The organism is Microbacterium lushaniae (assembly GCF_008727775.1).
GTDB classification, from domain to species: domain Bacteria; phylum Actinomycetota; class Actinomycetes; order Actinomycetales; family Microbacteriaceae; genus Microbacterium; species Microbacterium lushaniae.
On sequence record NZ_CP044232.1, the window covers coordinates 691,507 to 717,061 of the forward strand.

The window sequence follows — 25,555 nt, forward strand, 5'->3', positions numbered from 1 at the left end:
CCCAGTCACCCTCGCGCCGACCGAGCCGTGGTAACGCCCCGCCCCGCGAGGCCCCATCGCGACCACCTTACGGCCGAGTTCTCACGATACAACCGCCCCCGCGGCTGCACCAGATGACGTCCGATCAACGCCCCCGACACGCGTGACGAAGTCCCGCGTCGCTCCTGGTGCCGTGCAGTACACTGACCGTGCCTCCGATGCGGCTCCCGGGCTGTCCCCAGCAGTCTTGGTCGGGTCGTTTCCCCAAGCGATTCCGCGGGTCCGCATCGGAGCAGTGGGCCCTCTCCTGTCCTAGTCCGATCGGGCGGCTCGAGAGGGCCCGCGCCCGCTCCCGAGCGGTCGCATCCGCCGGCACGACACGGCCGCGTCGCCCGGAAGGCACTCAGCATCCGCCGCTTAGGATGAGGGCTTATGTGCGGAATCATCGGTTATGTCGGCCCACGGCCGAGCCAGGACATCCTGATGTCGGGGCTGGCCCGGCTGGAGTATCGCGGCTACGACTCTGCCGGCATCGCCGTGATCGACGGTGAGGGCGACCTCGGCATGCGCAAGCGCTCGGGCAAGCTCGCCGTCCTGCGTGAGGACCTCGCCGACCGGCCCATGCCGGACGGCACGACCGGCATCGGGCACACGCGGTGGGCGACCCACGGCGGCCCCACCGACGTCAACGCGCACCCGCACCTGGCCGACGACGGCAAGCTCGCCGTCATCCACAACGGCATCATCGAGAACTTCTCCGAGCTGAAGTCCGAACTCGTCGGGGACGGGTTCGCCTTCCGCAGCGACACGGACACGGAGGTCGCCGCGGTCCTGCTCGGCCGCGAGTACGCCGCCACCGGCGACATGGTGCAGGCCTTCCGCGCCGTCGTCGCACGCCTGGAGGGCGCCTTCACGCTGCTGGCGATGCACCAGGATCACCCCGGCATGGTCGTCGGCGCGCGGCGCAACTCGCCGCTGGTGATCGGCCTGGGCGAGGGGGAGAACTTCCTCGGCTCCGACGTCGCCGCCTTCGTCGAGCACACGCGCAACGCCCTGGCGATCGGCCAGGACCAGATCGTCGTCATCACCCCCGCGGGCGTCGAGGTCACCGACTTCGCCGGATCTCCGGTGGAGGTCGAGCCGTTCGAGGTCACGTGGGATGCCGCGGCCGCGGAGAAGGGCGGCTGGTCGTCGTTCATGGCCAAGGAGGTCTCCGAAGAGCCCGACGCGGTCGCCAACACGCTGCGCGGCCGCATCCGCGAGGGGCACATCGAGATCCCCGAGCTGGACGGCATGGACGACCTGCTCACCGGGATCGACCGCATCCTCGTGCTCGCGTGCGGCACCGCCGCGTACGCCGGCATGGTCGGCAAGTACGCCCTCGAGTCGTGGACGCGCGTGCCCGTCGACGTCGAGCTGGCCCACGAGTTCCGCTACCGCGACCCGGTGCTGTCCCCCTCCACCCTCGTCGTGTCGATCAGCCAGTCGGGCGAGACGATGGACACGCTCATGGCCGTCAAGTACGCCCGCGAGCGCGGCGCCAAGACGCTGTCGATCTGCAACACCCAGGGCGCCACCATCCCGCGCGAGTCGGATGCGGTCGTCTACACGCACGCCGGCCCCGAGGTCGCCGTCGCCTCCACGAAGGCGTTCGTCGCCCAGATCACCGCGCTGTACCTGCTCGCGCTGCACGTCGCGCGCCTGCGCGGCTCGCTGTCGCCCGAGCAGATCGCGGAGAACGTCGCCGAACTCGAGGCCATCCCGGGCAAGCTCTCACGCGTGCTGGAGACCGAGCAGGACCGCATCGAGCAGCTGGCCCACTGGATGGGCGACACCCGCTCGGTGCTGTTCCTCGGCCGCAACGTCGGCTACCCGATCGCGATGGAGGGCGCCCTCAAGCTCAAGGAGCTCGCTTACATCCACGCCGAGGGCTTCGCCGCCGGCGAGCTCAAGCACGGACCCATCGCGCTCATCGAGCCCGGTCAGCCGGTGTTCGTGATCGTGCCGTCGCCGCGTGCCGAGGGCGAGATGCACCGCAAGGTGATCTCCAGCATCGAGGAGATCCGCGCCCGCGGCGCCCGCGTCATCGCGATCGCGGAGGAGGGCGACGCTGCCGTGCTGCCGCTCGCCGATGAGGTCTTGCGCATCCCGCTCGCAGCCCCCATGTTCGAGCCGATCCTGGGCGTCATGCCGCTGCACATCTTCGCGATGGGCCTGGCCACGGCCAAGGGGCTGGATGTGGACCAGCCGCGCAACCTCGCCAAGTCGGTCACGGTCGAGTAGTCCGCGTCCGGGGGCCCCGGGACGCCCGGGGCGTCCCGGGGCCGCTTGGGGCCACGCCTCAGGACACTCGGACCTCGTCCCCGTCCACGGTGAAGGTCGTGTCGAGTCCGGCCGCGGATGAGGCGCCGCGGAGGTAGTCCACCACTTCGGCGAAGCGCGGGTCGTCGGGAGCGAGGATCTCGGGCACGGCCATCCGGTCGATCCACACCGGACGCAGGCGCACGCCCGAGACGCCGCTCTCGTCGATGTCGCAGTCGACGATGATCGACTTGCGTGAGTCCGGCGGGAAGTTGAACATCCCGCCGATGTCGGGCTCCCAGCCGGGGTGCAGCGACAGCAGGTGACGGAATGACGGTCGCTGGGCGTGCTCCTCATCCATCGGCAGTTCGATCGCGAAATTGCCGAGGCTGTGGAAGATGGCCTTCCCGCGATACATCTCGACGCCCTTGAGGATGTGGGCGTGGTGGCCGATGACCAGGTCGGCGCCGGCGTCGATCGCCGCCCGCCCCGCCACGCGCTGGTAATCGGCGAGTTCTGCGTAGCTGAAGTGGATACCCCAGTGCGCCGACACGATGACGGCGTCGGCGATCTCCCGCGCGGCGCGGATGTCCGCGACCATGCCGCTGAGGTCGTCCGGGTGGGGGAAGGTGTGCATCCGTGCCGGCGTGCCCGGCTGGTCCGGCTCGATCGGCTCGTGCACCGTGAAGGCGCGGAGGGGTGCGACGCCCGGACGCTGCGCCGTGGCCCAGTAGTCGGCGGGGAGGATGCTGCAGTACGCCAGTATCGCGACGCGGATCCCGTCGGCCTCGGCGATCCGGATACGGCGGGCTTCGGAGAGATCCCTCCCGACGCCGAGCGGTACCACGCCCGCCGCGTCCAGTGCGTCGATCGTGTCGAAGAAGCCCTCGGTCCCCCAGTCGAGGGAGTGGTTGCTCGCCCAGCCGGCGTGGGTGAATCCCGCGCGCCGGAAGGCCGCAGCGGCATCCGGGTGCGTCCGTGAGGTGTGCTTGGTCTGCGGGACGCGCTGCCCGCGTTGCGTGAGGGTCATCTCGAGCTGCATGAACGCGATGTCCGCGGCGCGCACGTGCGCGGCGACCTTCTCGAACAGACTGTCGACGTCGGGGCGCTCGGGCCCGACGTCGCCGACGGCGGTGAAACGGATCATGCGGTGTGCTGTGCCTTTCGGGTGTGGGCGAGGACGGCCGAGACCGGCCCGTCCTCTCGGAGCGCGTCGACCGCGTTGATGAGGCGGAGCGCATCGCGCTCGCCGATGAGGGGGTCGGCGAGCGCGTGGAATTTCTCCAGTCGCGCGCCGCGATCCATGGGGGTGGTGGGCGTGCCGGGCGCTTCGGCGCGGACGGTGGTGGCGGTCGCGGTCGCGGTGTGCACCGTGACCGAGGCCAGCAGGCGGCGGGGGAAGGCCTCCTCCGCGGCGTCATCCACGTGGAGGGAGACCCGGTCCGCCTGGGCCGCAACATCCAGCCCCTGCTCGAAGAGCGTGTAGTGCAGGGGGTCGTTCCCACCCGCGACGAGGCGCATCGCCATGGCGTGGTGCAGGCTCATCTGCGCCTCCGTCATGTCGCGGGGCGAACCGCCGATGTGACCCACGTGGGCCAGCGTCGCGCGGTCCACGCCGACCTCGATCGCCGTGATGTCCTCGGGTCGGATGTCGCCCTCGCGGAGGATCGCATCCAGCCCCGCCAGCGGCGCTTGGATTCCGGCGCACACGCACCAGCGTTTGAGTGCGAGGCCGTCCAGCGCCCAGCGGTGCCCGAGCTGCGCGGTCAGCTGCTCGGGGCGGGCCTGTTCCACGAACGCAGCGAGGAACCCCCGTTCGCCTTCGATGGCCGCGAGGGGAGCGGTGAACCCGCCCGTGGCGAGGGCCGCCGAGCGGATGCCGGCCGCGGCCGCCATGCCTGCGTGCAGCCGCTTGATGTCGCCTCCGGTCCTGGTGAACTCCGTCGTGCCGCTCGCATGCGCGGCGGCGATTCCGAGCGCGGCCAGGCCCTGGTCCGCGGTCAGGCCATGGACGCTGACAGCGGAGGCTGCCGACCCGAAGACCCCGAGCGCGCTCGTGACATGGAACCCGCGGTGGCTGGTCAGAGAAGGGGTGCAGGCCTCGCCGAACCGCACGATCGACTCGAACCCGGCTGCGAGGGCGACGATGAGCGCGCGGCCCGATATTCCGCGGTCCTCACCCAGCGCGAACGCGCTCGGCACGACGACACTGCCGGGGTGCGACAGTCCGGGCAGGGCGTAGTCGTCGATCTCGAAACCGTGCGCCGCGGTGCCGTTGATGAGGGCGGCCCACTCGGGACGAAGCGTGCGATCGAGCGCTGCGGAGCGGGATCTGCCGGTCGGCGACTCGACGGACGCGTACTCGGCCACCGTGCGCGTCCAGGGCTGCGTGGCGCCCACGAGGATCGCGCCGACGGTGTCGAGCGTGTGCGCCAGGACACGATCGATGACGCTGTCGGGCAGATCCTCGATACGGAGACTCCCCGCCCATTCCGCCAGCTCCGCGGTCGCCCCCCTCACGCGGCCACGAGTTCGCTGAAGTGGCATGCGGCGAGCTGTCCCGCCGCGGTGCGCCGCAGGGCGGGCGTCTCGGTCGCGCACACATCCTGTGCGAGCGGACAGCGGGTCCGGAACCGGCAGCCGCTCGGTGGTGACATCGGCGAAGGAAGGTCTCCCGTCAGCGCCGCGCCGCGCGAGGGTGCGGCGGGGTCAGGTGCAGGGACGGAATCGAGCAGCGCTCGCGTGTACGGGTGCCCGGGGTTGTCGTACAGCTCATCCACGCCCCCGATCTCCACGACGCGCCCCAGATACATGACCGCGACCCTGTCGCTGATGCTGCGCACCACCGAGAGGTCGTGGGAGATGAACAGCATCGCGAGCCCGTAACTCTCCTTCATGTCCTGCAGGAGATTGACCACCTGGGCCTGCACCGACACGTCCAGCGACGCCACCGGTTCGTCGCACACGAGCACCTGGGGCTCCATGACCATCGCGCGGGCGATCGCGATGCGCTGGCATTGACCACCCGAGAACTCAGCGGCGCGACGGTCCCCGACGCGGTCGGGGTCGAGCCCGACCGCACGCAGCATGGCGTCCACGCGGGTGCGCGTCTCCGCCCTCGGTACGCCGGCGATCCGCAGCCCTTCGGCGACGAGGTCGCGGACGCGGCGGCGGGGGTTCAGCGAGGCCCGCGCATCCTGGAAGATCATCTGCACGTCGCGCCGCCGGGACGCCGCGCGATCGGACAGCGTGACGCCGTCCAGGACGATCGTCCCCTCATCCGGACCGGGTGCGCCCAGCAGGGCGCGCCCGGTGGTGGACTTCCCGCATCCCGACTCCCCGACGAGGGCGAGCGTCTCGCCACGTTCGAGGGAGAAGCTGACACCTGAGACGGCTTCCACGGTCCCGCCGGGCACCTTGAAGCGCTTGGTCAGGTCGTTCACCTCCAGCAGCGGCATGTCAGGCTCCTTCCGGGACGGGGTTGTGGCATCGCAGCGTTCGGCCTCCGTGCGGATGGGAGACGGCCGGCATGACGTCGGCGCACAGCGGCAGCGCGTTCGGGCACCGCGGTGCGAAGGGGCACCCGGTGCCCAGCAGCGTCAGGTCCGGCGGGGTGCCGGGGATCGCTTCCAGTCGGGCGTGCCGCGAGCCGTCGATGCGGGGGATGGCGCGCAGCAGCGCGCGCGTGTACGGATGCCGCGGGTTGCGGAACACCTCGACCGTCGGCCCGGATTCCACGACGTAGCCGCCGTACATCACCGCGATGGTGTCCGTGCGTCCCGCGATCACCGACAGGTCGTGGCTGACCATGATCATCGCGAGCGAGCGTTCGCGGGCGAGCCGTGCCAAGAGGTCGAGGATCTGGCGCTGGACCGTGACGTCCAGTGCCGTGGTGGCCTCGTCGGCGATGAGGATGTCCGGATCGCACACCAAGGCCATCGCGATCGTGATGCGCTGGCGCATCCCGCCGGAGAACTGGTGCGGGTAATGGCGGAGCCTCCGCTCGGGGTCGGGGATGCCGACCTGGCGCAGCAGCCCGACGGCCTTGGCCTTCGCCTCCGCGCGAGAGAGCCCGAGATTGAACATGGCCGCTTCGGTGACCTGGCGTCCGATCGGGACGACGGGGTTGAGCGCCATCATGGGGTCCTGGAAGACGATCCCGATGCGGCGACCCCGCACGCGGCGGGCGGTCTCGGAGGGCAGGGCGCGCAGGTCTTGGCCGTCCAGGATGACCGAGCCGGTCGACTGCGCCCGGGGAGCGAGTGCTCCGATGATGAAACCCGCCAGCGTGGACTTGCCGGAACCGGACTCACCGACCACGCCGAGCACCTCGCCGGCGCGCAGTTCGAGGTCCACCCCGCCGAGCGCCTTGACGTCGCCGCGCCCGGTCGGAATCGCGCAGCGCGCGTCCTCGACGCGAAGGAGTGCATCGGCACTCCCGGACTCGCGAAGGTCGGCCTGATGATCGAGGGTCATGCGGCACCCGTTCCGCTCAGACGTCGGCGCAGATGGTCGCCGACCGTGTTGAAGCTGAGCACCGTGAGGAAGATCATCAGCGAGGGGGCCACGATCAGGTATGGCGCGCGGCTGAGGTTGTCCTTGCCCGAGGCGATCATCGAACCCCAGCTGGGGGCGGGTGGGGGAACGCCCACCCCGAGGAAGCTCAGCGAGCCCTCGATGACGATGATCACGGCGATGACCACCACGGCGTAGGACACGACGGGCTGGATGCTGTTGGGGAGCAGCTCGCGGAAGACGATGCGTGCGCGACCGGCGCCCAGGGTGCGGGCCGCGGTGATGTAATCACGGCTCATCTGCGTGAGCGCTGCGGAGCGGGTCAGGCGCAGGAACGGCGGAACGAAGAGGAACCCCAGGGCGAACACGAGAGTGGGCACGCCGGGGACCACGACGGTCGCGAGAGCCATCAGCAGCAGCAGCGGCGGGAACGACAGCACCGTGTCGGTGAGGACATTGATGAGCGCTTCGATCTTCCCGCGCGCGTTCGCGGCGATGAGGCCGAGCAGCACGCCGAGCACCAGGGCGATGACCGTGGCGCCGATCCCGACGGCGAGCGAGATCCGGATCCCGTAGATGAGCCGGGTCGCGACGTCGCGACCGATCGCGTCGGTGCCGAGCAGCGGTCCCTCGCCGGAGAACGGGGGGAGGCTCGGGCCGCCCACCGGTTCATCGATCCCGGGCAACGGCAGAAGATCCGCGACGAGGGCCAGAGTCGCCAGCACGGCGATCCACGTCACCGACACCACGAGGGCGATGCGCCTGCCGGCATGCCGGCGCCGCGGCACCGTGACGGTGTGCAGGGTCCGGGTGGAGGGCCTGGTGGGCGGGGCGGTCGCGGTCATCGGCGGGTCCTGGGGTCGAGGAAGGTGTACGCGATGTCGACGGCGGCGTTGATGAGCACGTAGGTCACAGCGACGAGCACCACGATTCCTTGGATCATCGGGACGTCTTTGGCCGGGATCGACTGCAGGGCGAGGCTGCCCAGCCCGGGGAGGGCGAACAGGCTCTCGATGACGATGGATCCGGCCAGCAGCCGCCCGAAAGCCACGGCCGCGACGGTGATGAGTGAGAAGGAGGACGGCCGCAGCACGTGGCGCAGCAGGATGTAGGCGCGGGGGAGACCCCGGACGGTGGCCGTGCGCACGAAGTCCTCGCGGAGCGTCGTGATGACGTCCCCGCGCAGCAGGCGGTAGAACGCGGGGAACTCTCCCAGCGCGAGCGCGAGCACGGGCACGAAGGCGAACCGGAGGTTCTCGCCCAGCCCCGCAGAAAGCGGCGCCCACCCGGCCACGGGGAACCAGCGCGTCGACACCGCGAGGACGTACACGAGGACGACGCCCACCACGAACACCGGGATGGACAGGAATCCCGACGCCAGGCTGGACATGATCCGGTCGAAGAGGCCGTTCGCCCGCGATGCCGCGTAGACGGCGGCCGGGACGGCGATGAGCAGCGAGAGCAGGAGGGCCAGGACGGTCAGCTCGAGCGTGACGGGGAGGCGTTGCAGCAAGACCTCGGCGACCGGCTGGTTCGTCTGGATGGACGTTCCCAGGTCACCGGTCAGCGCGGCGCCGAGCCATTGCACGTATCGCGCGAACAGCGGTTGGTCGTACCCGTGTGCGGCATCGAAGTCGGCGATCTGCTGCGCCGTCGCGCCGGGGCCGAGGATGACCGATCCCGGGGAGCCGGGCATGAGGTCCGTCAATGCCGTGGCGGCGAGCGTGACGAGCAGGATGACCGCGGCGAGGTGCGCCGCGCGGGCGAGGGCGGGACGGGAGCGGATGCGCGTGGCGCGCATCCGCTCCCCGGTGAAAACGCTCACGCTACTCCGCGTTCAGCCAGAGGCGGTCATAGAGGAGCGACCCGTCGCCGTGCAGCGTGAGGCCGTGCAGCGACTTCGCGTGGACGGTGAAGGATTCCTGATTGCGGATGGGGAGGATCGGCACCTGCGCGACGACGATCTCCTCGACGGTCGCGTACGCAGCCGTGCGCTCCTTCTCATCGACGCTGGCGCGCCCCGAGTCCAGCGCAGCGTCCAGCTCGGGGTCGGAGAACCCCATGTAGTTGGTCTGACCGCCGGTCTGCAGCAGCTTCGCGAGGTTCGGCTCCGGATCCGTGACCGGCACGATCTGCGCCGACATCTGGTAGTCCTGCTTGCGGAAGACCCGCTCGTCCAGCGTGGCGTTGTCGAGCGTCTCGATCTGCACGGTCACGTCGTCGTACTGCGCGAGGCGGCTCTGCAGGTACTCGGCGGTGCGGGTGAAGAATCCGCTCTGAGGCATCGTGACCGTGAACGAGACCGGGTTGCCGTCGGCGGCGAGCTCGCTGAAGAGGGCCTGAGCGGCCTTCGCGTCGTGCTCCACGAAGATGCCGTCCCCCGGGTGGAAGGGCGACTCGGGGCCGTACAGGCTGTCCGGAGCCGACGAGCCGGGGTCCACGACCGAGGTGAGCTCATCGATGTCGAGCGCGAGCTGGACCGCCTGGCGGGCGCGGAGGTCGTTGAACGGCGCGGTCTGCGTGTTGAACATCAGGACGGGTCCGCCGCCGGCCGGGGCGGTGGCGACCGCGAGACCGGCGTCGGTCGCGGTCTGCTTGAAGGCGAGCTCCGACCCGGGCACGGCCGCGTGCGCGGCCCCGGTCTGCACGGTGTTGATGCGCTGCGTGGGGTCGCGCAGCGGCGTGAAGGTGATCGAATCGAGGTAGGGCAGCCCCTCCTGGAAGTAGTCCGGGTTGCGCACGAGGGTCATGTGGTCGTCGCGGACCCATTCCTCGAGTACGAACGGTCCGGCGCCCACCGGGTTGTTGGCGTAGTCCGGGTCCTCGGCCATGGCAGTCGGCGAGCCGATGTGCGTGAAGCTCGTGGCGACGATCTTGTCGAACTGGAGGTTCGGTTCGGCCAGCTCTATGGTGAGGGTCGTCTCGTCGACCACACCGAACGTCGCGCCCTCGAGCAGTCCTGCCAGGGGTGAAGCGGTGGCCGGGTCCTGCATCCGCTCGTAGTTCGCGACCACGGCGGCAGCATCCAGAGGCGTGCCGTCGGTGAAGACGATGCCGGGGTGCAGGCTCATGGTCCAGACGGTGCCGTCCTCGTCGGGCTCGAGCGAGTCGCCGAGCTGCCCGTGGACCTCGCCGGTGGACGCATCCGACCAGAAGAGCACGTCGTAGATCGCTGCCATCCGGTTCGCATCGCCCGACGGCGTGAGATTGAACAGGAAGGCCGGGTCGAGACCGCGCACGGCCTCGACGCCGAGGATGATGGTGGCATCGCCCCCGCCACGGGCTCACCGGAGGCGGAAGCGGATGTCGCGGGGGCAGGGTCGGCGCTCGGGCTGCAGGCGGCGAGGCCGAAGACCATCCCCGCCGCGATCACCGCCGCGGCGGTGCGGAGTGTGTGGTGCACGGGTATCCCATCGTCGTTGATTCGGAACGCCGGCTGCCGCACGGCAGGGACGGCATTGTCACGCAATAGTATTCAGTTAAAGTGGCGACAGTCAATCTGGGTGATGCCTATTAGGATCACTCACAGAGCGGCCAGGCGCAGACTCGCGGGAGAGTGGAGCAGAACCAGATGACGCACAGTGACTCACGGTGTCCATTCGCCGAGGACTTCGACGCGACGGCGGCCGAAACGTTCGACGGCGCGCACGAGAACTACCGCCGGTTGCGGGATGAGGCGCCCGTGGCGTTCTCGAGCGGGTACGGCGGGTTCTACGCCCTGACGCGGTTCGAGGACGTCGAGAAGGCCGCGCGCGATTCGACGCGCTTCATCTCGTCCGTCCGCGCCGTCGTGCCGAGCGATCCGCGGGGCATCCGCCGGCCGCCGTTGAACTTCGACGCGCCGGCGCACTCGCCATTCCGCCGTGCGCTGGACCGGACGCTGCATCACTCCAGGCTCGAGCGGCTGGCTCCCCGTCTGCGGGCGCACGCCGAGCGGGAGATCCAGCCCTTCCTCGACGCCGGCACGAGCGACATCTGCCGGAGCTTCGGAACGATCTACCCGGCGTTCACGGCCGCGGAGTGGTTGAATCTCGACCGCGACGAGGTCTACCGGCTCGCGTCGGTGTCGAGCGATTGGGTCGACGCCTGGCGCCGGCAGGATGGCGAGACCGTGACGGCGCGCAGCAACGAGATGTACGACATGGCGCGCGCCCTGGTCGCCGACCGTCGCGCCAACCCCCGGCCCGTCGAGACCGATCCGGCGAGTTCGCTGCTCGCCGAGGAGTACGAGGGCGCGCCTCTCACGGAGGAGCTCGTCGTCGGCGCGCTCCGTCAGTCCCTGGTGGTCGGCCTGGTCGCCCCGCCCATCCTGCTCGGCGGCATCTGCATCCACCTGAGCCGGGATCAGGAGCTGCAGAGCCGGCTCCGTGCGGACCCTTCGCTCATCCCCGCAGCGCTCGAAGAGTTCATCCGCCTCTACACGCCGTATCGCGGCTTCGCGAGGACGGTGTCCGAGCCGGTGGAGGTCCACGGCCGCCTCATCGAGCCGGGCGTGCCGGTCACGCTCGTCTATGCGTCCGCCAATCGCGACGAGCGCGTCTTCCCGGAGCCGGACGAGTTCGTCCTGGACCGGCCGAACATCTCCCGGCACATGGGGTTCGGCCGCGGACGGCACCGCTGCGTGGGGATGGCTCTCGCGCGCCTGAGCCTGCGCATCGCGCTGGAGGTCCTGCTCGAGCGCACGCAGTCGTTCGAGGTCGCGGGGGAGATCGAGACGACGCGCATGCCCGAACTCGGTGCGCAGAGCGTGCCCCTGCGCGTCGTGCCGGCGTGAGCCGCGGCTGAGGAACCCGCGTCGCCTCGACCCGGGTCGGCGCAGCTCACGCGTCGCGGGAGGTGTGGTGGGACGACAACTCGGCGAGATCACGATCGACCGCCCCGAGCACCTGACGGAATCGAGCCTCCGCCGCGACGCCGAGTTCGTCGTAGATGCGGAACGCGACTTCTCGCGCGCGGGCGCGCGGCCAGCCATCGGGCAGCAGCTCGACGGGCAGGTCGGGGTCGAACTGCCGGAACTGCAGCCACTCGGTCATGATCTCGGTACGCATCACGAGGGCGTCGCGCGCAGTGACGTCGCCGGCGAGCACCTGCTGGACCTTGGGTTCGTGACGGGCGATGAAGTCGAGGTATCGACGCTCCAGCGTCGCGAGGTCGAAGACGTCGGCGACGGAGAACGGCCGCCCGGGGCGGGCCACCATGCTCGCGCGCAGGACGCTGCCGTCGGCGACCTGCAACGCGTCGAGGAGCTCCACGGCCTGTCGTGTCCGATCGTGCGGCGTGATCCAGTTGGCATCGTTGAGCAGGCCGAAACCCAAGTCACGCAGTCGCGTCCGCAGCACGCGCCGGACGTCGCGCGCGGGCTCCGGTATCGAAAAGGTGACCACGGTCCACAGCCCGTCCCAACCCGTGATGTCGAGGCCGAATCGCAAGACGCGCCGCATGGTCGCCTGCGCGGATTCGCTCATGCGCTCCGGGGCGCCGTATGACGTGGTCCGGCCGGACTTGCCCTGGGTGAGGAGGCCGCGCTTGTGAAGTCGCCGCATGGCCTGGCGCGCGCCGCTCTCCGTGATGCCGAACTCGGCGAGCAGCGCCACGATCGCCGCCGACGGGATCTGTTCGCTCCGCCGGAACCAGTAATCGCCCAGGAGCGTCACGATGAGGTACTGCGGCTCGCGGCTCGTCATCGACCGAGGCAGCCGTGGTCCAGGAGGCAGGGAGTCCACCCCGACACCGTATCCGGCTCCTCGCCCCAACGAGCCGTTCAACCGCTGAGCGGTAGGCTGGGGGAGGCTCCGTGCGGAGGTCGCAGACCGCGGGCGGGCCGTTCGGGAGGAGCGCGAATGATCGTGGGGATCGGGGTCGACCTGGTCGACGTCCCCCGCTTCGAGCGGTCGATCGCGCGCACCCCGCGCCTGCTCGCCCGGTTGTTCGCGCCGGCGGAGCGGATGCTGAAGCCGCACTCGCTCGCGGCGCGCTACGCCGCGAAAGAGGCACTCATCAAGGCGCTCGGCGGATCGGACGGCGTGCACTGGACCGAGATCGAGGTGGTCTCGGAAGCCTCCGGCCGCCCGCGCTTCGACCTGTCCGGCTCGACGGCGGAGGCGGTGGCCGCCCGCGGCATCACCCGCACCCACCTCTCCCTCAGCCACGACGCGGGCCTGGCCATCGCCTACGTGATCGTGGAGTCGGGGGAGACGGTATGAGCCGGCTCCCCGACGGCGTCATGCGCGAAGCGCGCATCGACGTGGACGCGATCGCCGACAACGTGCGGCACCTGCGCCGCCTCGCCGACGCCGAGATCATCGCCGTCGTGAAGGCGGATGCGTACGGCCATGGCGCGTTCCGCTGCGCCGTCGCGGCGCTGCAGGGCGGAGCATCCCGCCTGGGCGTCGCCGAGATCGCCGAGGCGCTGCGGCTGCGCCGCGAGGGCATCACGGCGCCCATCCTCGCGTGGCTGCACGCGCCGGGCACGTCGTTCGCCGAGGCCGTCGAGCACGACATCGAGGTGGGCGTGTCGGGCATCGATCAGCTGCTGCAGGCCGCGGCCGCCGCATCCGGTGACCGCCCCGCCGCCGTGCACCTGAAGATCGACACGGGCCTCTCGCGCAACGGCGTGCCTCCTGCGGAGTACCGCGTCGTCTTCGCCGAGGCCGCGCGCCTGGAGCGCATCGGCAGGCTGCGCGTGGTCGGGTTGTTCTCGCACCTGTCCAACGCCTCCGCCGCCGACGACCTCGCCGCCCTGCGCGTGTTCGAAGAAGCCGTCGTGGAGGCCGCCTCCCTCGGGTTGAACCCGCCGCTGCGCCACATCGCCGCGACCCACGCGGCCATCGCGCTGCCCGAGACCCGCCTGGGGTGCGTGCGCATCGGCATCGGCCTGTACGGCCTGTCGCCCTTCCCCGACCGCACGTCGGCCGACCTCGGACTCCGCCCGGCGATGACCCTGCGCGCCGCGGTGGCGGCGGTGCGCCGCGTGCCCGCGGGGCAGGGCGTGTCGTACGGGTACGCGTTCCGGGCCCCGCGCGACACGACGCTCGCCCTCGTGCCCCTCGGGTACGCCGACGGAGTGCCGCGGCAGGCCTCGGGCACGGGACCGGTGACGATCGGCGGGCGGCGCTTCCGCGTGGCCGGGCGCATCGCGATGGACCAGTTCGTCGTCGACGTGGGCGACACCCCGGTCGCCGTCGGCGACGAGGTCGTGCTCTTCGGCGATCCGACGCTCGGGGTGCCGTCGGCGACCGAGTGGGCGGATGCGGCGGGCACGATCAACTACGACATCGTCACGGGCATCGGCCCGCGCGTGGCGCGCAGGCAGGTGGCCGGATGAGCATCCCCGACGACCTCCTCGGCACGCGCGAGATCGACACCCCCGACGCCATGCACGACCTCGGGGTGGCGCTGGGCCGCGTGCTCGACCCCGGCGACGTCGTCGTCCTGACCGGCGGACTCGGCGCCGGCAAGACGACGCTCACCCGCGGCATCGGCGAGGGCCTCGGCATCCGCGGTCCCGTGCAGAGCCCGACGTTCGTCATCGCGCGCACGCATCCCTCGCTCGTCGGGGGCGCACCGCTCGTGCACGTGGACGCCTACCGCCTCGGCTCGGCCGTCGAGCTCGACGACCTCGACATCGACGTGCCGTCCTCCGTCGTGATCGTGGAATGGGGCAGGGGCATGGCAGAGCACCTCGCCGAGCAGTGGTGGGAGATCGAGATCACGCCGCAGACCGGTGGCCGCGGCCTGGACTCCGCGTGCGGCACGATCGCCGGCCACACCGCCGAGCTCGACGCCGACGCCCCCCGCACCGTCTCGATCACGCGCCACCCGTAGCCGGGGCGAGGGGTGCCGGGGGCGGATTACGCTGGGAGGGTGTTCCTCGGCATCGACACCTCCCTCGCCACGGCCGTCGCCGTGGTCGAGGCCGACGGGTACGTCGTGGCCGAGGCATCCAGCGCCGACCCGCTCGGGCACGCCGAGGTGATCGGCGACCTGCTCGCGCAGGTGGATGCGGCGGGCATCACGCACGTGGCATCCGGAATGGGCCCCGGGCCCTTCACGGGGCTGCGCGTGGGGATCGCCGCGGCCCGCGCCTTCGCCCTCGGGCGCGATCTGCCGGTCGTACCCGTGGTCAGCCACGACGCCGTCGCGCTGGGGCGCCTGCTGGATGCGGCCGTCACCGGCGCCCCCGACCCTGGCCGCTTCGCCGTCGTCACCGACGCGCGCCGGCGCGAATTCGCCTTCACCGTCTACGAGGGCCTGGACGACGACGGCCTGCCCGTGCGCGTGACGGAGCCGGCCCTGACGCCGCGCGACGACCTCGATGCGCGGGTCGCCGACCTCGGCGCGGCACGCCATGACGCCGCATCCGTGCCCGCCGCCATGATCGCCCTCGCCGCCGCGCGGGCCGTGGCCGCCGGCCGCAGCATCGGTCCGCCCGAGCCGCTGTACCTCCGCTCGCCCGACGTGACGCTCGGGCACACGCCGAAGAAGGTGCGCACGTGAACCTCCGCGCAGCCGACGCCTCCGACCTCGATGCGATCATGACGCTCGAGCGCGCCTCGTTCCCCACCGACGCGTGGAGCGAGGCGATGATGCGCGAAGAGCTCGCCTCCCGCCACGGCTGGTACGTCGTGGCCGAGGAGGCCGGGATGCTCGCCGGGTACGCGGGGCTTCGCGCCCCCCGCGGCGCGAAGGATGCCGACATCCAGACGATCACGATCGCCGAGCCCTTCCGCGGACGCGGGCGCGGGCGGATGCTGCTGCGTGCCCTCCTCGCCGAGGCCGACCGGCGCGGGGTGCGCGAGGTGTTCCTCGAGGTGCGCGCCGACAACCCCGTCGCCCAGGCGCTGTACGCCTCGGAGGGGTTCACCGAAGTGGGCCGCCGCCCCCGCTACTACCAGCCCGACGACGTCGACGCCGTCGTGATGCGCCTGGAGCTGTCCACGTGGGCCGCCGCGCGCGCCACCGCCCCGTCGGAGGATCGCACGCAGGTCGGAGGATTCACGGCGGATGCTCCGACCTCGGGCGCATCCTCCGACCTCGGTGCGGCGGGGCAGGGGCTGCGGCCGCTCGGAGAAGGAGCGCCGGCGTGCGACGTGGGGACGGGGTGGTGCACATGAGGAGCGCGCCGCTCGTGCTGGGCATCGAGACCAGCTGCGACGAGACGGGCATCGGCATCGTGCGCGGACGCACGCTCCTGAGCAACACGATCGCCTCGAGCATGGACGAGCACGCCCGCTACGGCGGCGTCGTCCCCGAGGTCGCCGCGCGCGCCCACCTGGAGGCGCTGCAGCCGGCCATCCGCGCGGCGCTGGCGGAGGCATCCGTGAGCCTGCACGATCTCGACGCCGTCGCGGTCACGAGCGGCCCGGGCCTGGCGGGTGCGCTCATGGTGGGCATCGGCGCGGCCAAGGCGCTCGCCGTCTCCCTCGGCAAGCCCCTGTACGCCGTCAACCACCTCGTCGGGCACATCGCCGCCGACATCCTCGACGCCGACGCCGGACCGCTGCAGTACCCCACGGTCGCGCTGCTGGTCAGCGGCGGCCACACGTCGCTGCTCCTCGTGCGCGACCTGACCGGCGACGTCGAGCTGCTCGGCGAGACCGTCGACGACGCCGCGGGCGAGGCGTTCGACAAGGTCGCCCGCATCCTCGGTCTGCCCTACCCCGGCGGGCCCGAGATCGATCGCGCGGCAGCATCCGGCGACCCCGCGGCGATCCGCTTCCCGCGCGGGCTCTCGCGCGCCTCCGACATGGCTCGCCACCGCTACGACTTCTCGTTCTCGGGCCTGAAGACCGCCGTCGCGCGCTGGATCGAGCAGCGCGAGGCCGCCGGGGAGCGGGTGCCCGTGGCCGATGTCGCCGCGTCGTTCCGCGAGGCCGTCGTCGACGTGCTCGTGACCAAGGCGCTCGACGCGTGCGCGCAGCACGACGTGCCGCGCCTGCTGCTGGGCGGCGGCGTCGTCGCCAACCGGCGCCTGCGCGATGTCGCCCTCGCCCGCGCCGCCGAGGCGGGCGTGAGCGTGCGGATCCCTCCGCTGCGCCTGTGCACCGACAACGGTGCGATGATCGCCGCCCTCGCCGCCGACCTCATCGCCTCCGGCCGGCGGCCGTCCACGCTCGCATTCGGGGCGGACTCGACGCTGCCGGTGACGCAGATCCAGGTGGCGGAGGAGGAGGCCGCGTGAGCGAGCCCCGTGCGCCCGAGCCGCACCGGCCCGCGGATGCGGAGGCCGCCGAGGCCGCCGTCCAGCAGGCCGCCCCGCCCGACCTCACCGGCGTGGACGCCGCGCTCGGTACGCCGCCGCCCCTGCCCCCGCCGCCGATCGTGGAGGCGCCGTCGCCCGACGTGGTCGCCGCCCCCGCCGCGCCCCGCATTCCGGGGGCAGCGCGCACGGGGTACACGCAGCTGCCCACCGCCCCGGTCATCCTCGCCACGCACGGGCCGGTCGAAGGCGAATCCTCCCCGTGGTCGCCCCCGCCGCCGGCGCGGCGGACCGCGGTGGGCCCGTGGGCGCTCGCCCTCGCGATCGTCGCGCTGGGTGCGTCGTTCTTCGTGGGGTGGATGCTGCCGTTCGGACTCGCGGGGTTCGTGGTCGCGATCGTCGCCCTGCGCCGCCCAGGGGAATCCCGGGCCATCGCGGTGTGGGCGCTCGTGCTGAGCCTCGTGTCGCTCGTCTACAGCGTCGGCTGGCTGCTGTGGGTCATCCCGCAGCTGCCTCTGGGCTGACCGGGTCCGCAGCGGCCCGCCTCACCCCACGCGGTCGGCGAGGAGTGCGAGGCGTCGCGACCCGACGCGCGTGAGGATCAGGGTCGCGGAGTCCTCGCCACGCAGCTTGAGCTTCGTCCGCAGCGCGGCGGGGTCGACGTCGACGCCGCGCTTCTTGATCTCCAGCGTGCCGATGCCGCGTTCGCGCAGGGCGCGGGTGAGGGCGCGCGTCTCGAACGGCACCTCCTCGCGCACGCGGAACGAGGTCACGAACGGGCTCGTGAGCGCCTCGTCCGAGGTGAGATACGCCATGCCGGGGGCCAGCATGCCGGCCTGCAGTTGACGCGCGGCCTCGCCGATGAGACGTGCCCGGATGACGGCGCCCTCGGGTTCGTGCACGAAGGCGCCGAGCGGGCGCACCGGAACGTCTTCGGCGTCGCCGGCGGCCGTCAGCTCCCACGCGTCGTCGCCGCGGGTGACCAGCGCCGCCCGCCGCACCCCCGGCCGCGCGAGCGACCCCGTCCACAGCACGAGCTCGATCGTCGAGCCGTCGGCGCTGACCCACTGCGCCTCCGCGTCGGCGGGGAGGGCGTCGCGGTCGAAGGCGGGTCCGAGCTTCATCCCGCCGGGCATGCGCGAGACAAGCTCGAACGCCCACTCCAGCGGAGGGGAGTAGTCGCCCGCGCGCACGCGCGTCGTCTCGGTATGACCCGCGGTGCGCCGGGCCGGGTCGAGCCACACGGCCTCGACGCCGGAGAGGTCGGCCGCCTCGGCAGTGCCGTGCCGCACGGTCACGGCGTCGCCGAAGGGGGCGAGGTTGTACGCCGCGATCGCGGCGGTCACCTCGTCGGCGTCCACGGCCACGACGTCCAGCCCGAGCCCGGCGAGCCCCAGCGCATCGCCGCCGATGCCGCATCCGAGGTCGGCGACGCGGCTGATCCCGGCGGCGCGGAAGCGGCCGGCGTGGCGCGCGGCGACCGACAGGCGCGTGGCCTGCTCGAGCCCCGCCCGCGTGAACAGCATCCGCTCGGCGAACTCGCCGAACTTCGCGCGCGCCCGCACCCGCAGCCGCGCCTGACCCACGACGGCCGAGACCAGGTCGGGGGAGTGGCCGGCCGCGCGCAGCCGCGACACGACGCGCGCGACGTCGGCGGTGGAGCCGATCTCGCCCACCTCGTCCAGCAGCCGCAGGCCGCCGGGGGTGAGCAGCGCCGTCAGCTCCGCCATATCCACCACCCCACCCTAGGCGCGCCCGCCCCTCCGCCCGGCCCGCACCCCCCTTCCGGTGGGGGATCGGGGGAGGGGACCCCCGCACCCCGATGTGCAAACCCGGGAGGGATCCCCGATGCGGGGCACCCGGTCGCATTCGTACTGTGAGGCCACAACACCACGTCGGGGACCTGGGGCCCCGGGAATGGAAAGGGATCATGGCCTTCGACGACAACACGCTCAACGCCACGCTCAGCTCGGCGGTGACGAACGAGTACACCGAGACCCACACGAGCTCGCTGGATGTGGACCACGCCGTCACCAACTCCGGCAACACGAGCGACTCGACCAACGACAGCCACAACGACACCTTCGACGCCGACGGGTCGTACCACTGGGGGTCGTACAACACCGACACCGACACCGCCCACTCCGGCAACACCGACTCGTACAACGACACGGTCACCTGGACCGACAGCTCGCAGACCGACAACTCCGACAACTCCACGCACGACGACTCGATCAACGCCGGCGTGCGCAGCTACTCGACGGGCTTCGGCGACCTCGGCGGTGCCGCGGCGGCCGCCGCAGGCGGCGGCGACATGATGATCGACAACCGCTCGACGATCGTCGACCAGTCGGTCAACGGCAACATCGCCGCATCCGGACCCGTCTACACGACCGCGTCGAGCTCCGCCGTCGTCAACTCCGGCGACGACGCGATCGTGGCCGGCGGCGACGCGAACGTCACGTACAACATCGACGAGTCGCTCTCGATCGACGCCGGCGGCGACATCCTCATGGACGGCAGCACCAAGACCGTCAACTCGTCGATCAACTCCGGCAACGACTACTCGTTCACCTCGACGATCAACGACAGCTCGCAGGACTGGGACGTCACCGACTCCAACAACACGTACACGTGGTCGGAGACGGTCTCGGGCTCGTACAACGACGACGAGTTCTTCGACTCGACGACGACCGTCGACGTGAACATCGACGCGATCGTCGGCAGCGTCGGCTCCGGCATCGGCGACGCCGACCTCGGCATGTGAGACCGGCTGCCGGTCGCCGCGGTGGCGGTGACCGGCAGCCTTCCAACCCCGGGCGCCGGACGCCCGCTAGAAAGAGAGCAGCAGGGACATGGCCTTCGACGACAACGACGTCACGATCGACGTCACCAGCGAGGTGCGCAACTCGGTCACCTCCACGACCACGAACACGGCGAACCTCGCCACCACCGTGAGCGGCTCGGGCAACGTGGGCAGCTCCACGAACGACTCGGGCAACGACACCGCGACGGTGACCGACTCCTTCCACACCGACTCGTACAACACCGACACCGACACCGACCACTCCGACAACGACGGCTCGTTCAACGACACCTTCACCTACACGGACGACTCGGTGACGGACAACTCCGACAACTCCACCCACGACAACTCGATCAATGCGGGAGTCCGGTCCTACGACACCGGCTTCGGCAATGTGCTGGGGGCTGCCGGCGGCGGCGACATGATGATCGACAACCGGTCGACGATCCTCGACCAGTCGCTCAACACGAACGTCTCCGCCGGCAGCGGGGTCTCCCAGTGGGTGTCGACGGATGCGGTCGTCAACAGCGGCGACGGAGCGATCGTCGCCGGGTCCGACGCGAACGTGACGTACAACATCGACAACGGCACGTCGCTCAGCGCCGACGGCGACATCCTGATGGACAGCACCAAGACGGTGAACTTCTCGCACAACTCGGGGAACACCTCGACCGTCGACACGACGGTCAACGACAGCTCTCAGGACTGGGACCTCGACAACAGCGGCAACACCTACTCGGCGACGCTGGATGTGGAGAACTCCTTCAACGACATCGTCACGGGGACGTCCACGAGCGAGTGGGACATCGACGCGAACGTCATCTGGGACAGCGGGATGTCGGGGATCGCGGACGACCCCGACCCCGACGTCGACGTGGATCTGTGACCACGGCATGACCGCGATGGCCCCGGGCCAGCACTCGGCCCGGGGTCATCGTTGCCTGCCGACCAGCCGCGACGAGAGAAGGAGGCAACGGTGACTGCAACCGATCCGGCAGGGGGGATCGCCGTCGGGGCGCCCGTGTCCGACCGTGTGGCCGCATCCGCCCCACCGGGCGAGCTCGTCCGGCTGGTGGAGCAGGCGCGCTCCTTCTCCGGTGCGGTGGGACGCACCGACCTCGCCAAGCGGCTCGATGACACCCGTGCCCGGCTGCTGGATCCGCACGTGCGGGTCATCGTGGTGGGGCAGTTCAAACAGGGCAAGAGCAAGCTCGTCAACGCCCTCATCAACGCGCCGGCGTGCGCGGTGGACGACGACGTCGCCACCGCCGTGCCGACCTCCGTCGGCTACGCCGAGGAGCCCTCCGCCGCCGTGTTCATGCGGCCGGAGGGCGGCGGCGACGACACCGTGCAGCGCGTACCGATCGCCTTCGACGATCTCGCCTCGTACGTGTCCGATCGCGCGGAGGTGCCCGAAGGGCGCTCGGTCGTGGGGGCCGAGGTCCTGCTGCCCCGCGAGATCCTCAAGGGTGGCCTCCGCCTCGTGGACTCCCCGGGCGTGGGGGGCTTGGAGTCCACGCGGGCGCTGGCCACCCTTGCGGCCCTGTCCACGGCGCACGCGGTGATCCTGGTGTCGGATGCGTCGCAGGAGTACACCGAACCGGAGCTGACGTTCCTGCAGCACGCGATGCGCATCTCGCCGAACGTCGCCGCGGTGCTCAGCAAGACCGACATCTACCCGCAGTGGCGCGACATCCACTCCATCGACCGGGCGCGCCTGGACGGGATCGGGGACGTGCCGATCTTCGCCGTCTCCAGCGACCTGCGCCTGCTGGCAGCCGAGCATCAGGACCGCGAACTCAACGACGAGTCCGGTTTCCCCGCGCTCGTGGCGCACCTGCGCCGTGACGTCCTGGGGCGTGCCGAGCTGCTGCACCGCCGCGGCGCCGTGCACGATCTCACCACCGTCGTGGACCAGCTCTCGCTCTCGCTGCGGTCGGAGCTGAACGCGCTGCTGCATCCCGAGGACACCCCGCGCATGCTGGCCGAGCTCGAGGATGCCAAGGCCCGCGCCGATGAGTTCCGCGGTCGCTCGGCCCGGTGGCAGGTGACGCTGAGCGACGGCATCGCCGACCTCATCGCCGACACGGAGCACGATCTGCGCGATCGCCTGCGCAAGGTGCAGCGCGACGGCGAGGCGGCCATCGAGGAGGGCGACCCCGGTCCCATCTGGGACCAGATCGCGCAGTGGCTGGATCAGCGCGTGTCGGCGGCGGTGTCGGAGACCTTCGTGTGGACGAACGAGCGCTCGCAGTGGCTGTCCGAGCGCGTCGCGGACGAGTTCATGGCGGGGGAGTCGGGCATCCCCCTCATCGACGTGGGGGATGTCACCGGAGTGCTCGATCCGGTGGAGAACCTGCAGGTGCTCGATGAGGGCCGCATGAGCGCCGCCGAGAAGATCTACATCGGGGTGCGCGGCTCCTACGGTGGTGTGCTGATGGTGGGGCTCGCGACGAGCCTGGTGGGCCTGACGCTCATCAACCCGCTGTCCCTCCTTGCCGGCGTGCTGGTCGGACGCCGCGCCTACCGCGAGGACATGTCCGGGCGCCTCACGCGCCGGCAGATGGAGGCGAAGAACCTCCTGCGCCGCCATATCGAGGACGTCGTCTTCCAGGTCGGCAAGCAGCTGAAGGATCGCCTTCGCCTCGTGCAGCGCGCCTCGCGCGACCACTTCGGCACGATCGCCGACGAGCTGCACCGCTCCCTGTCCGAATCGGTGCTGGCCGCCAAGCACGCCGCGGCCACCTACACCGCCGACCGCGACGGCCGCGTCACGCAGCTGCAGACGCGACTGCGCCAGATCGACGCGCTGCGGGCGCAGATCCCCGCGCTCCAGGCGGTCTCGGAGCGGACCCGCTGATGCGCACGTCGCTGGGCGACGTGGCCGACGTCATCGACGCCACGCGCATCCTGTACGCAGACGAGCCCGGCACGGTGCAGCTGCTCGACGCGTACGCGCGGCGCCTGCGCGAACCGCTGCGCCTCGCGGTGGCGGGCATCGTCAAGGCGGGCAAGTCGACCCTGCTCAACGCCGTCATCGGCGAGCGGATCGCGCCCACCGACGCGGGGGAGTGCACGCGGACCATCACGTGGTACCGCTACGCCCCCACGGCCCGCATCACGATGAACCTCGTCGACGGCTCGTCGGTGCGCCTGCCCGTCCGCCGCACCGACGGGTGCCTCGACCTCGATCTGGCCGGTCATCGCGCCGAGGACGTCGCCTGGATCGACGTGGGCTGGCCGTCGGAGGCGCTGCGGTCGACGATCCTCATCGACACACCCGGCATCGCATCGGTGACCCGGGAGAACTCGGCGCGCTCGATGGAGTTCCTCCTGCCGGAGAACTCCCCCTCCGCCGCCGACGCCATCGTGTATCTGCTCCGGCACGTGCACTCCTCGGACGTGTCGTTCCTGCGGGCGTTCCGCGACACCGCGGCCGGAGCATCCTCGACCGTCAACGCCGTCGCCGTCCTCTCCCGCGCCGACGAGATCGGCTCGGGGCGCATCGACTCCCTGCTGTCGGCGGCCGCGATCGCCGACCGCTACCGCCGCGACGGCGAGCTGCGCGCCCTCGCCCTGGGGGTCCTCCCGATCGCGGGCCTCCTGGCGGAAGGCGCCCGGACGCTGCGGGAGAGCGAGTTCATCGCGCTGCGGGAGCTCGCGCGGCTGGACCGGGACGTGCGTGAACGTCTGCTGCTGTCAGCCGACCGCTTCGTCCGCCCGACGACGGCGACGTCGCTGAGCATCCCCGTGCGGGAGAACCTCCTGCAGCGCTTCGGCTTGTTCGGCGTGCGCCTGGGCGCCGCGCTCGTGCGCGGCGGGGCCACCACCTCCTCCGCGCTCGCGGAGCGACTCGTGCAGCAGAGCGGGATGGTGGCGCTGCAGCAGTTCATCGTCGACCACTTCCGCGCGCGCGCCGTCGCCCTCAAGGCGCGCGGCGTCCTGCACGGTGTGGAGCAGCTCGTCCGCGAGCGGCCGCGTCCCGGCGCCGACGCCGTGCTCGGGGGATCGAGCGCATCATGGTGCGCAGCCACGAACTGCGCGAGCTCGCGCTCCTGGCCGACGTGCGCACCGCCCCCGTCGCGCTGTCGCCGCACGACGTCGCCGAGGCCGAGCGCGTTCTCGGGGGCGTGGGCACCTCTGCCCCCGCGCGCCTGGGCCTGCCCGAGACGGCGACCAAGGAGGAGCGTGCTGAGCGGACCCGGGCGCTCCTGGGACACTGGCGGTCGCTGGGCGAGTCGCCGCTGAGCGACCGTTACACCGCGTACCTGTGCCGCATGGTCGTGCGCAGCATCGAGGGGATCGCGTCAGAGGCCGCCGCCCGCGCCGAGGCTGCGGGCGACGTCGTGCTGGCGAGCGGTCCAGCGCAGGGCGGCCGGTAGCGTCGAGAACAGCAGGCCGACCAGGGCCAGTGCGAGGGCCAGCAGCAGCACCCGCGTGAGGGGGATGCCGCGCTCCCCGAGGGCGATCAGCTCCCGGCACGCGAGGACCACCGCACCCTGGAACAGCGCGGTCCCCAGCAGCCACCAGCGCATGTTCGGCCGGCGGTTGGAGAAGGACACCAGGAGCGTCACCTGGACCAGCCACAGTGCGACGAGGGCGCCGAAGACCGACCAGTAGACGATGTCGGCGGCGGTGTCGTACGTGGCATCCGCCCGATCGGGATCGACGGCCTCGATGACGCCGATGATCTCCGGGAGCTGCTGCTCGCGGATGATGAAGAGGTAGACCACCGCCACGGCGCTCACGGCGAGCGAGAGCACCCATGCCAGCTGGCTGAGACGCACCGGCGCCGGTGCCGGCAGCTTCACCAGCACCGGCGCCGCCTCCTTGTCCCCGAGTGACGGGCGCGCGGGTGCGTCGCGGGCGTCGCCGGTCGAGGTCCCGCGCACGCCCCGCCCGCCGGCGCCGTTGTCGGGGTCGGGGCGTCGCGCGAGGTCAGAAGTTGTCATCCGCGGCGGCGTCTTCCATCAGGGCGGTGTCGGATGACTCGAACACGCCCGTGGTCTCGCTGTCGACGGTCGTCTCGGCGTAGGCCGCCGTGGAGGTGTTGAACGATGCGTCGGCGGTGGTCGTGCCGGTGACGTCGTTCATCGAGTCGGTGACCGTGGTCGTGGTCGAGGCATCCGTGGTGGTCGTGGTGTCGGTGGAGGTGTTGCCGGAGTCGGTCGCGGTGTTCTCCGTCACGTCGCTGCCGCCGATCGCGACGTCGTCGCCGGCATCGATGTCGGTGGACTGGTCGAGGTTGTTCTCCAGCGTCGCATCGTCACCGGCCGCGATGGCGTCGTCGCCCGAGGCGACCACGGCATCCTGATCGAACACCTGCGTGACGTCGCCGTCGGCCCAGATGTTCTGGTTCACCGACTGGTCCAGGAGCGTGTCGCGGTCGTCGACGTAGGAGAAGCTGTTGGTGATCGAATTGATCTCCCGCACGGTCGGGTTCGGCTCCGGCGCGGCCGGCGCGGGCTTGGGGGCGGACACGGGAACCACCTGCGCCCGCTCGGCGATGACGGGTGCGACCGCGCACACATCGGCGGCCGTCGCATTTCCCAGGCCTCGAGCGGTGAGGGCCGCCTCCGGATCCTTCTCGAACTCTTCGGCGGCGTCGGGATCGCGCAGCAGGCTCAGGATGAACTCGATCAGTGCATCGGCGATCGTCGCCAGCGTCATGCTCATTTCTGCTCCTCACATCGGGACGTTCCGAACGTATTGCGTCGGTGCGCGCCGCGCGTCGGGGGCTGTCCCCCCGTCGCGGG

At 71.3% G+C, this 25,555-nt stretch carries 24 protein-coding genes; 13 read left to right on the forward strand and 11 right to left on the reverse strand.

The window, feature by feature from the left end:
* The first annotated feature begins 411 nt into the window (after positions 1-411).
* Positions 412-2,262: a glutamine--fructose-6-phosphate transaminase (isomerizing) gene (gene glmS / locus F6J85_RS03205; RefSeq protein WP_150923801.1), complete on the forward strand. Its 1,851-nt coding sequence runs from the start codon at positions 412-414 to the stop codon at positions 2,260-2,262.
* A 58-nt stretch (positions 2,263-2,320) separates the two neighbouring features.
* On the opposite strand, the gene F6J85_RS03210 is transcribed toward glmS, so the two are convergent.
* From F6J85_RS03210 to F6J85_RS03240, 7 genes are read right to left on the reverse strand one after another with little or no spacing between them, the layout of a single operon-like run.
* Positions 2,321-3,427, reverse strand: coding sequence for a CapA family protein (locus tag F6J85_RS03210; protein ID WP_150921546.1), 1,107 nt, complete (start codon positions 3,425-3,427; stop codon positions 2,321-2,323).
* Positions 3,424-4,800 (reverse strand): MmgE/PrpD family protein, encoded by a 1,377-nt coding sequence (locus F6J85_RS03215; RefSeq protein WP_191906735.1) that lies wholly within the window; start codon positions 4,798-4,800, stop codon positions 3,424-3,426. The genes F6J85_RS03210 and F6J85_RS03215 overlap by 4 nt, the downstream gene beginning before the upstream one ends.
* A complete protein-coding gene (locus F6J85_RS03220; RefSeq protein WP_150922148.1) occupies positions 4,797-5,738 on the reverse strand; it encodes an ABC transporter ATP-binding protein in 942 nt (313 codons plus the stop codon). Before F6J85_RS03220 ends, F6J85_RS03215 begins: the two co-directional genes overlap by 4 nt.
* Before the next feature lies 1 nt (position 5,739).
* A complete protein-coding gene (locus tag F6J85_RS03225) occupies positions 5,740-6,756 on the reverse strand; it encodes an ABC transporter ATP-binding protein (protein ID WP_150923803.1) in 1,017 nt (338 codons plus the stop codon).
* The gene (locus tag F6J85_RS03230; RefSeq protein ID WP_150923804.1) at positions 6,753-7,640 is read right to left on the reverse strand and encodes an ABC transporter permease; all 888 of its coding nucleotides are present in this window, start codon (positions 7,638-7,640) and stop codon (positions 6,753-6,755) included. The genes F6J85_RS03225 and F6J85_RS03230 overlap by 4 nt, the downstream gene beginning before the upstream one ends.
* Complete coding sequence (locus tag F6J85_RS03235; RefSeq protein ID WP_202980869.1) at positions 7,637-8,620, reverse strand: ABC transporter permease; 984 nt, start codon at positions 8,618-8,620, stop codon at positions 7,637-7,639. Before F6J85_RS03235 ends, F6J85_RS03230 begins: the two co-directional genes overlap by 4 nt.
* Position 8,621: 1 nt before the next feature.
* Positions 8,622-9,974, reverse strand: coding sequence for an ABC transporter substrate-binding protein (locus F6J85_RS03240; protein WP_150923805.1), 1,353 nt, complete (start codon positions 9,972-9,974; stop codon positions 8,622-8,624).
* A gap of 392 nt (positions 9,975-10,366) precedes the next feature.
* Between F6J85_RS03240 and F6J85_RS03245 the strand changes: the two genes are divergently transcribed.
* Entirely contained in the window at positions 10,367-11,569 is a 1,203-nt protein-coding gene (locus F6J85_RS03245) for a cytochrome P450 (protein WP_150923806.1), read from the forward strand.
* 46 nt (positions 11,570-11,615) lie between these two features.
* On the opposite strand, the gene F6J85_RS03250 is transcribed toward F6J85_RS03245, so the two are convergent.
* On the reverse strand, positions 11,616-12,479 hold the full coding sequence (locus F6J85_RS03250; RefSeq protein WP_150923807.1) for a PaaX family transcriptional regulator: 864 nt from the start codon (positions 12,477-12,479) through the stop codon (positions 11,616-11,618).
* A 156-nt stretch (positions 12,480-12,635) separates the two neighbouring features.
* Between F6J85_RS03250 and F6J85_RS03255 the strand changes: the two genes are divergently transcribed.
* Genes F6J85_RS03255 through F6J85_RS03285 form a run of 7 tightly spaced genes read left to right on the forward strand, consistent with a single transcriptional unit; the run spans position 12,636 to position 17,517 of the window.
* On the forward strand, positions 12,636-12,998 hold the full coding sequence (locus tag F6J85_RS03255; protein WP_150923808.1) for a holo-ACP synthase: 363 nt from the start codon (positions 12,636-12,638) through the stop codon (positions 12,996-12,998).
* Positions 12,995-14,119 (forward strand): alanine racemase, encoded by a 1,125-nt coding sequence (gene alr / locus F6J85_RS03260; protein WP_150923809.1) that lies wholly within the window; start codon positions 12,995-12,997, stop codon positions 14,117-14,119. The genes F6J85_RS03255 and alr overlap by 4 nt, the downstream gene beginning before the upstream one ends.
* Positions 14,116-14,619 carry a tRNA (adenosine(37)-N6)-threonylcarbamoyltransferase complex ATPase subunit type 1 TsaE gene (gene tsaE, locus F6J85_RS03265; protein ID WP_150923810.1) on the forward strand — a complete coding sequence of 168 codons (504 nt, stop codon included), beginning with the start codon at positions 14,116-14,118 and terminating at the stop codon, positions 14,617-14,619. The genes alr and tsaE overlap by 4 nt, the downstream gene beginning before the upstream one ends.
* 39 nt (positions 14,620-14,658) lie before the next feature.
* Positions 14,659-15,291 (forward strand): tRNA (adenosine(37)-N6)-threonylcarbamoyltransferase complex dimerization subunit type 1 TsaB, encoded by a 633-nt coding sequence (gene tsaB, locus F6J85_RS03270; RefSeq protein WP_150923811.1) that lies wholly within the window; start codon positions 14,659-14,661, stop codon positions 15,289-15,291.
* Positions 15,288-15,908 carry a ribosomal protein S18-alanine N-acetyltransferase gene (gene rimI, locus F6J85_RS03275; RefSeq protein ID WP_191906736.1) on the forward strand — a complete coding sequence of 207 codons (621 nt, stop codon included), beginning with the start codon at positions 15,288-15,290 and terminating at the stop codon, positions 15,906-15,908. Before tsaB ends, rimI begins: the two co-directional genes overlap by 4 nt.
* Positions 15,905-16,975, forward strand: a complete 1,071-nt coding sequence (gene tsaD / locus F6J85_RS03280) for a tRNA (adenosine(37)-N6)-threonylcarbamoyltransferase complex transferase subunit TsaD (RefSeq protein WP_150923812.1) — start codon at positions 15,905-15,907, stop codon at positions 16,973-16,975. Before rimI ends, tsaD begins: the two co-directional genes overlap by 4 nt.
* The gene (locus tag F6J85_RS03285) at positions 16,972-17,517 is read left to right on the forward strand and encodes a hypothetical protein (protein ID WP_238707045.1); all 546 of its coding nucleotides are present in this window, start codon (positions 16,972-16,974) and stop codon (positions 17,515-17,517) included. The genes tsaD and F6J85_RS03285 overlap by 4 nt, the downstream gene beginning before the upstream one ends.
* 21 nt (positions 17,518-17,538) lie before the next feature.
* On the opposite strand, the gene F6J85_RS03290 is transcribed toward F6J85_RS03285, so the two are convergent.
* The gene (locus F6J85_RS03290; RefSeq protein ID WP_150923813.1) at positions 17,539-18,729 is read right to left on the reverse strand and encodes a class I SAM-dependent methyltransferase; all 1,191 of its coding nucleotides are present in this window, start codon (positions 18,727-18,729) and stop codon (positions 17,539-17,541) included.
* A 194-nt stretch (positions 18,730-18,923) separates the two neighbouring features.
* Here F6J85_RS03290 and F6J85_RS03295 point away from each other — a divergent pair, with 194 nt between their 5' ends.
* The 4 genes from F6J85_RS03295 to F6J85_RS03310 all read left to right on the forward strand — a co-directional run bounded on the left by F6J85_RS03295 (position 18,924) and on the right by F6J85_RS03310 (position 24,047).
* Positions 18,924-19,760: a serine-rich family protein gene (locus F6J85_RS03295; RefSeq protein WP_150923814.1), complete on the forward strand. Its 837-nt coding sequence runs from the start codon at positions 18,924-18,926 to the stop codon at positions 19,758-19,760.
* A gap of 88 nt (positions 19,761-19,848) precedes the next feature.
* Complete coding sequence (locus F6J85_RS03300) at positions 19,849-20,685, forward strand: hypothetical protein (protein ID WP_150923815.1); 837 nt, start codon at positions 19,849-19,851, stop codon at positions 20,683-20,685.
* A 90-nt stretch (positions 20,686-20,775) separates the two neighbouring features.
* A complete protein-coding gene (locus tag F6J85_RS03305) occupies positions 20,776-22,659 on the forward strand; it encodes a dynamin family protein (RefSeq protein WP_238707046.1) in 1,884 nt (627 codons plus the stop codon).
* The gene (locus tag F6J85_RS03310) at positions 22,659-24,047 is read left to right on the forward strand and encodes a dynamin family protein (protein WP_238707047.1); all 1,389 of its coding nucleotides are present in this window, start codon (positions 22,659-22,661) and stop codon (positions 24,045-24,047) included. The genes F6J85_RS03305 and F6J85_RS03310 overlap by 1 nt, the downstream gene beginning before the upstream one ends.
* A 59-nt stretch (positions 24,048-24,106) precedes the next feature.
* Here F6J85_RS03310 and F6J85_RS03315 read toward each other — a convergent pair whose 3' ends face one another.
* Together F6J85_RS03315 and F6J85_RS03320 are read right to left on the reverse strand one after the other, a co-directional pair.
* Positions 24,107-24,751, reverse strand: a complete 645-nt coding sequence (locus F6J85_RS03315; RefSeq protein ID WP_150923816.1) for a hypothetical protein — start codon at positions 24,749-24,751, stop codon at positions 24,107-24,109.
* Positions 24,738-25,475 carry an IniB N-terminal domain-containing protein gene (locus F6J85_RS03320; RefSeq protein WP_150923817.1) on the reverse strand — a complete coding sequence of 246 codons (738 nt, stop codon included), beginning with the start codon at positions 25,473-25,475 and terminating at the stop codon, positions 24,738-24,740. The genes F6J85_RS03315 and F6J85_RS03320 overlap by 14 nt, the downstream gene beginning before the upstream one ends.
* Between the last annotated feature and the right edge of the window lie 80 nt (positions 25,476-25,555).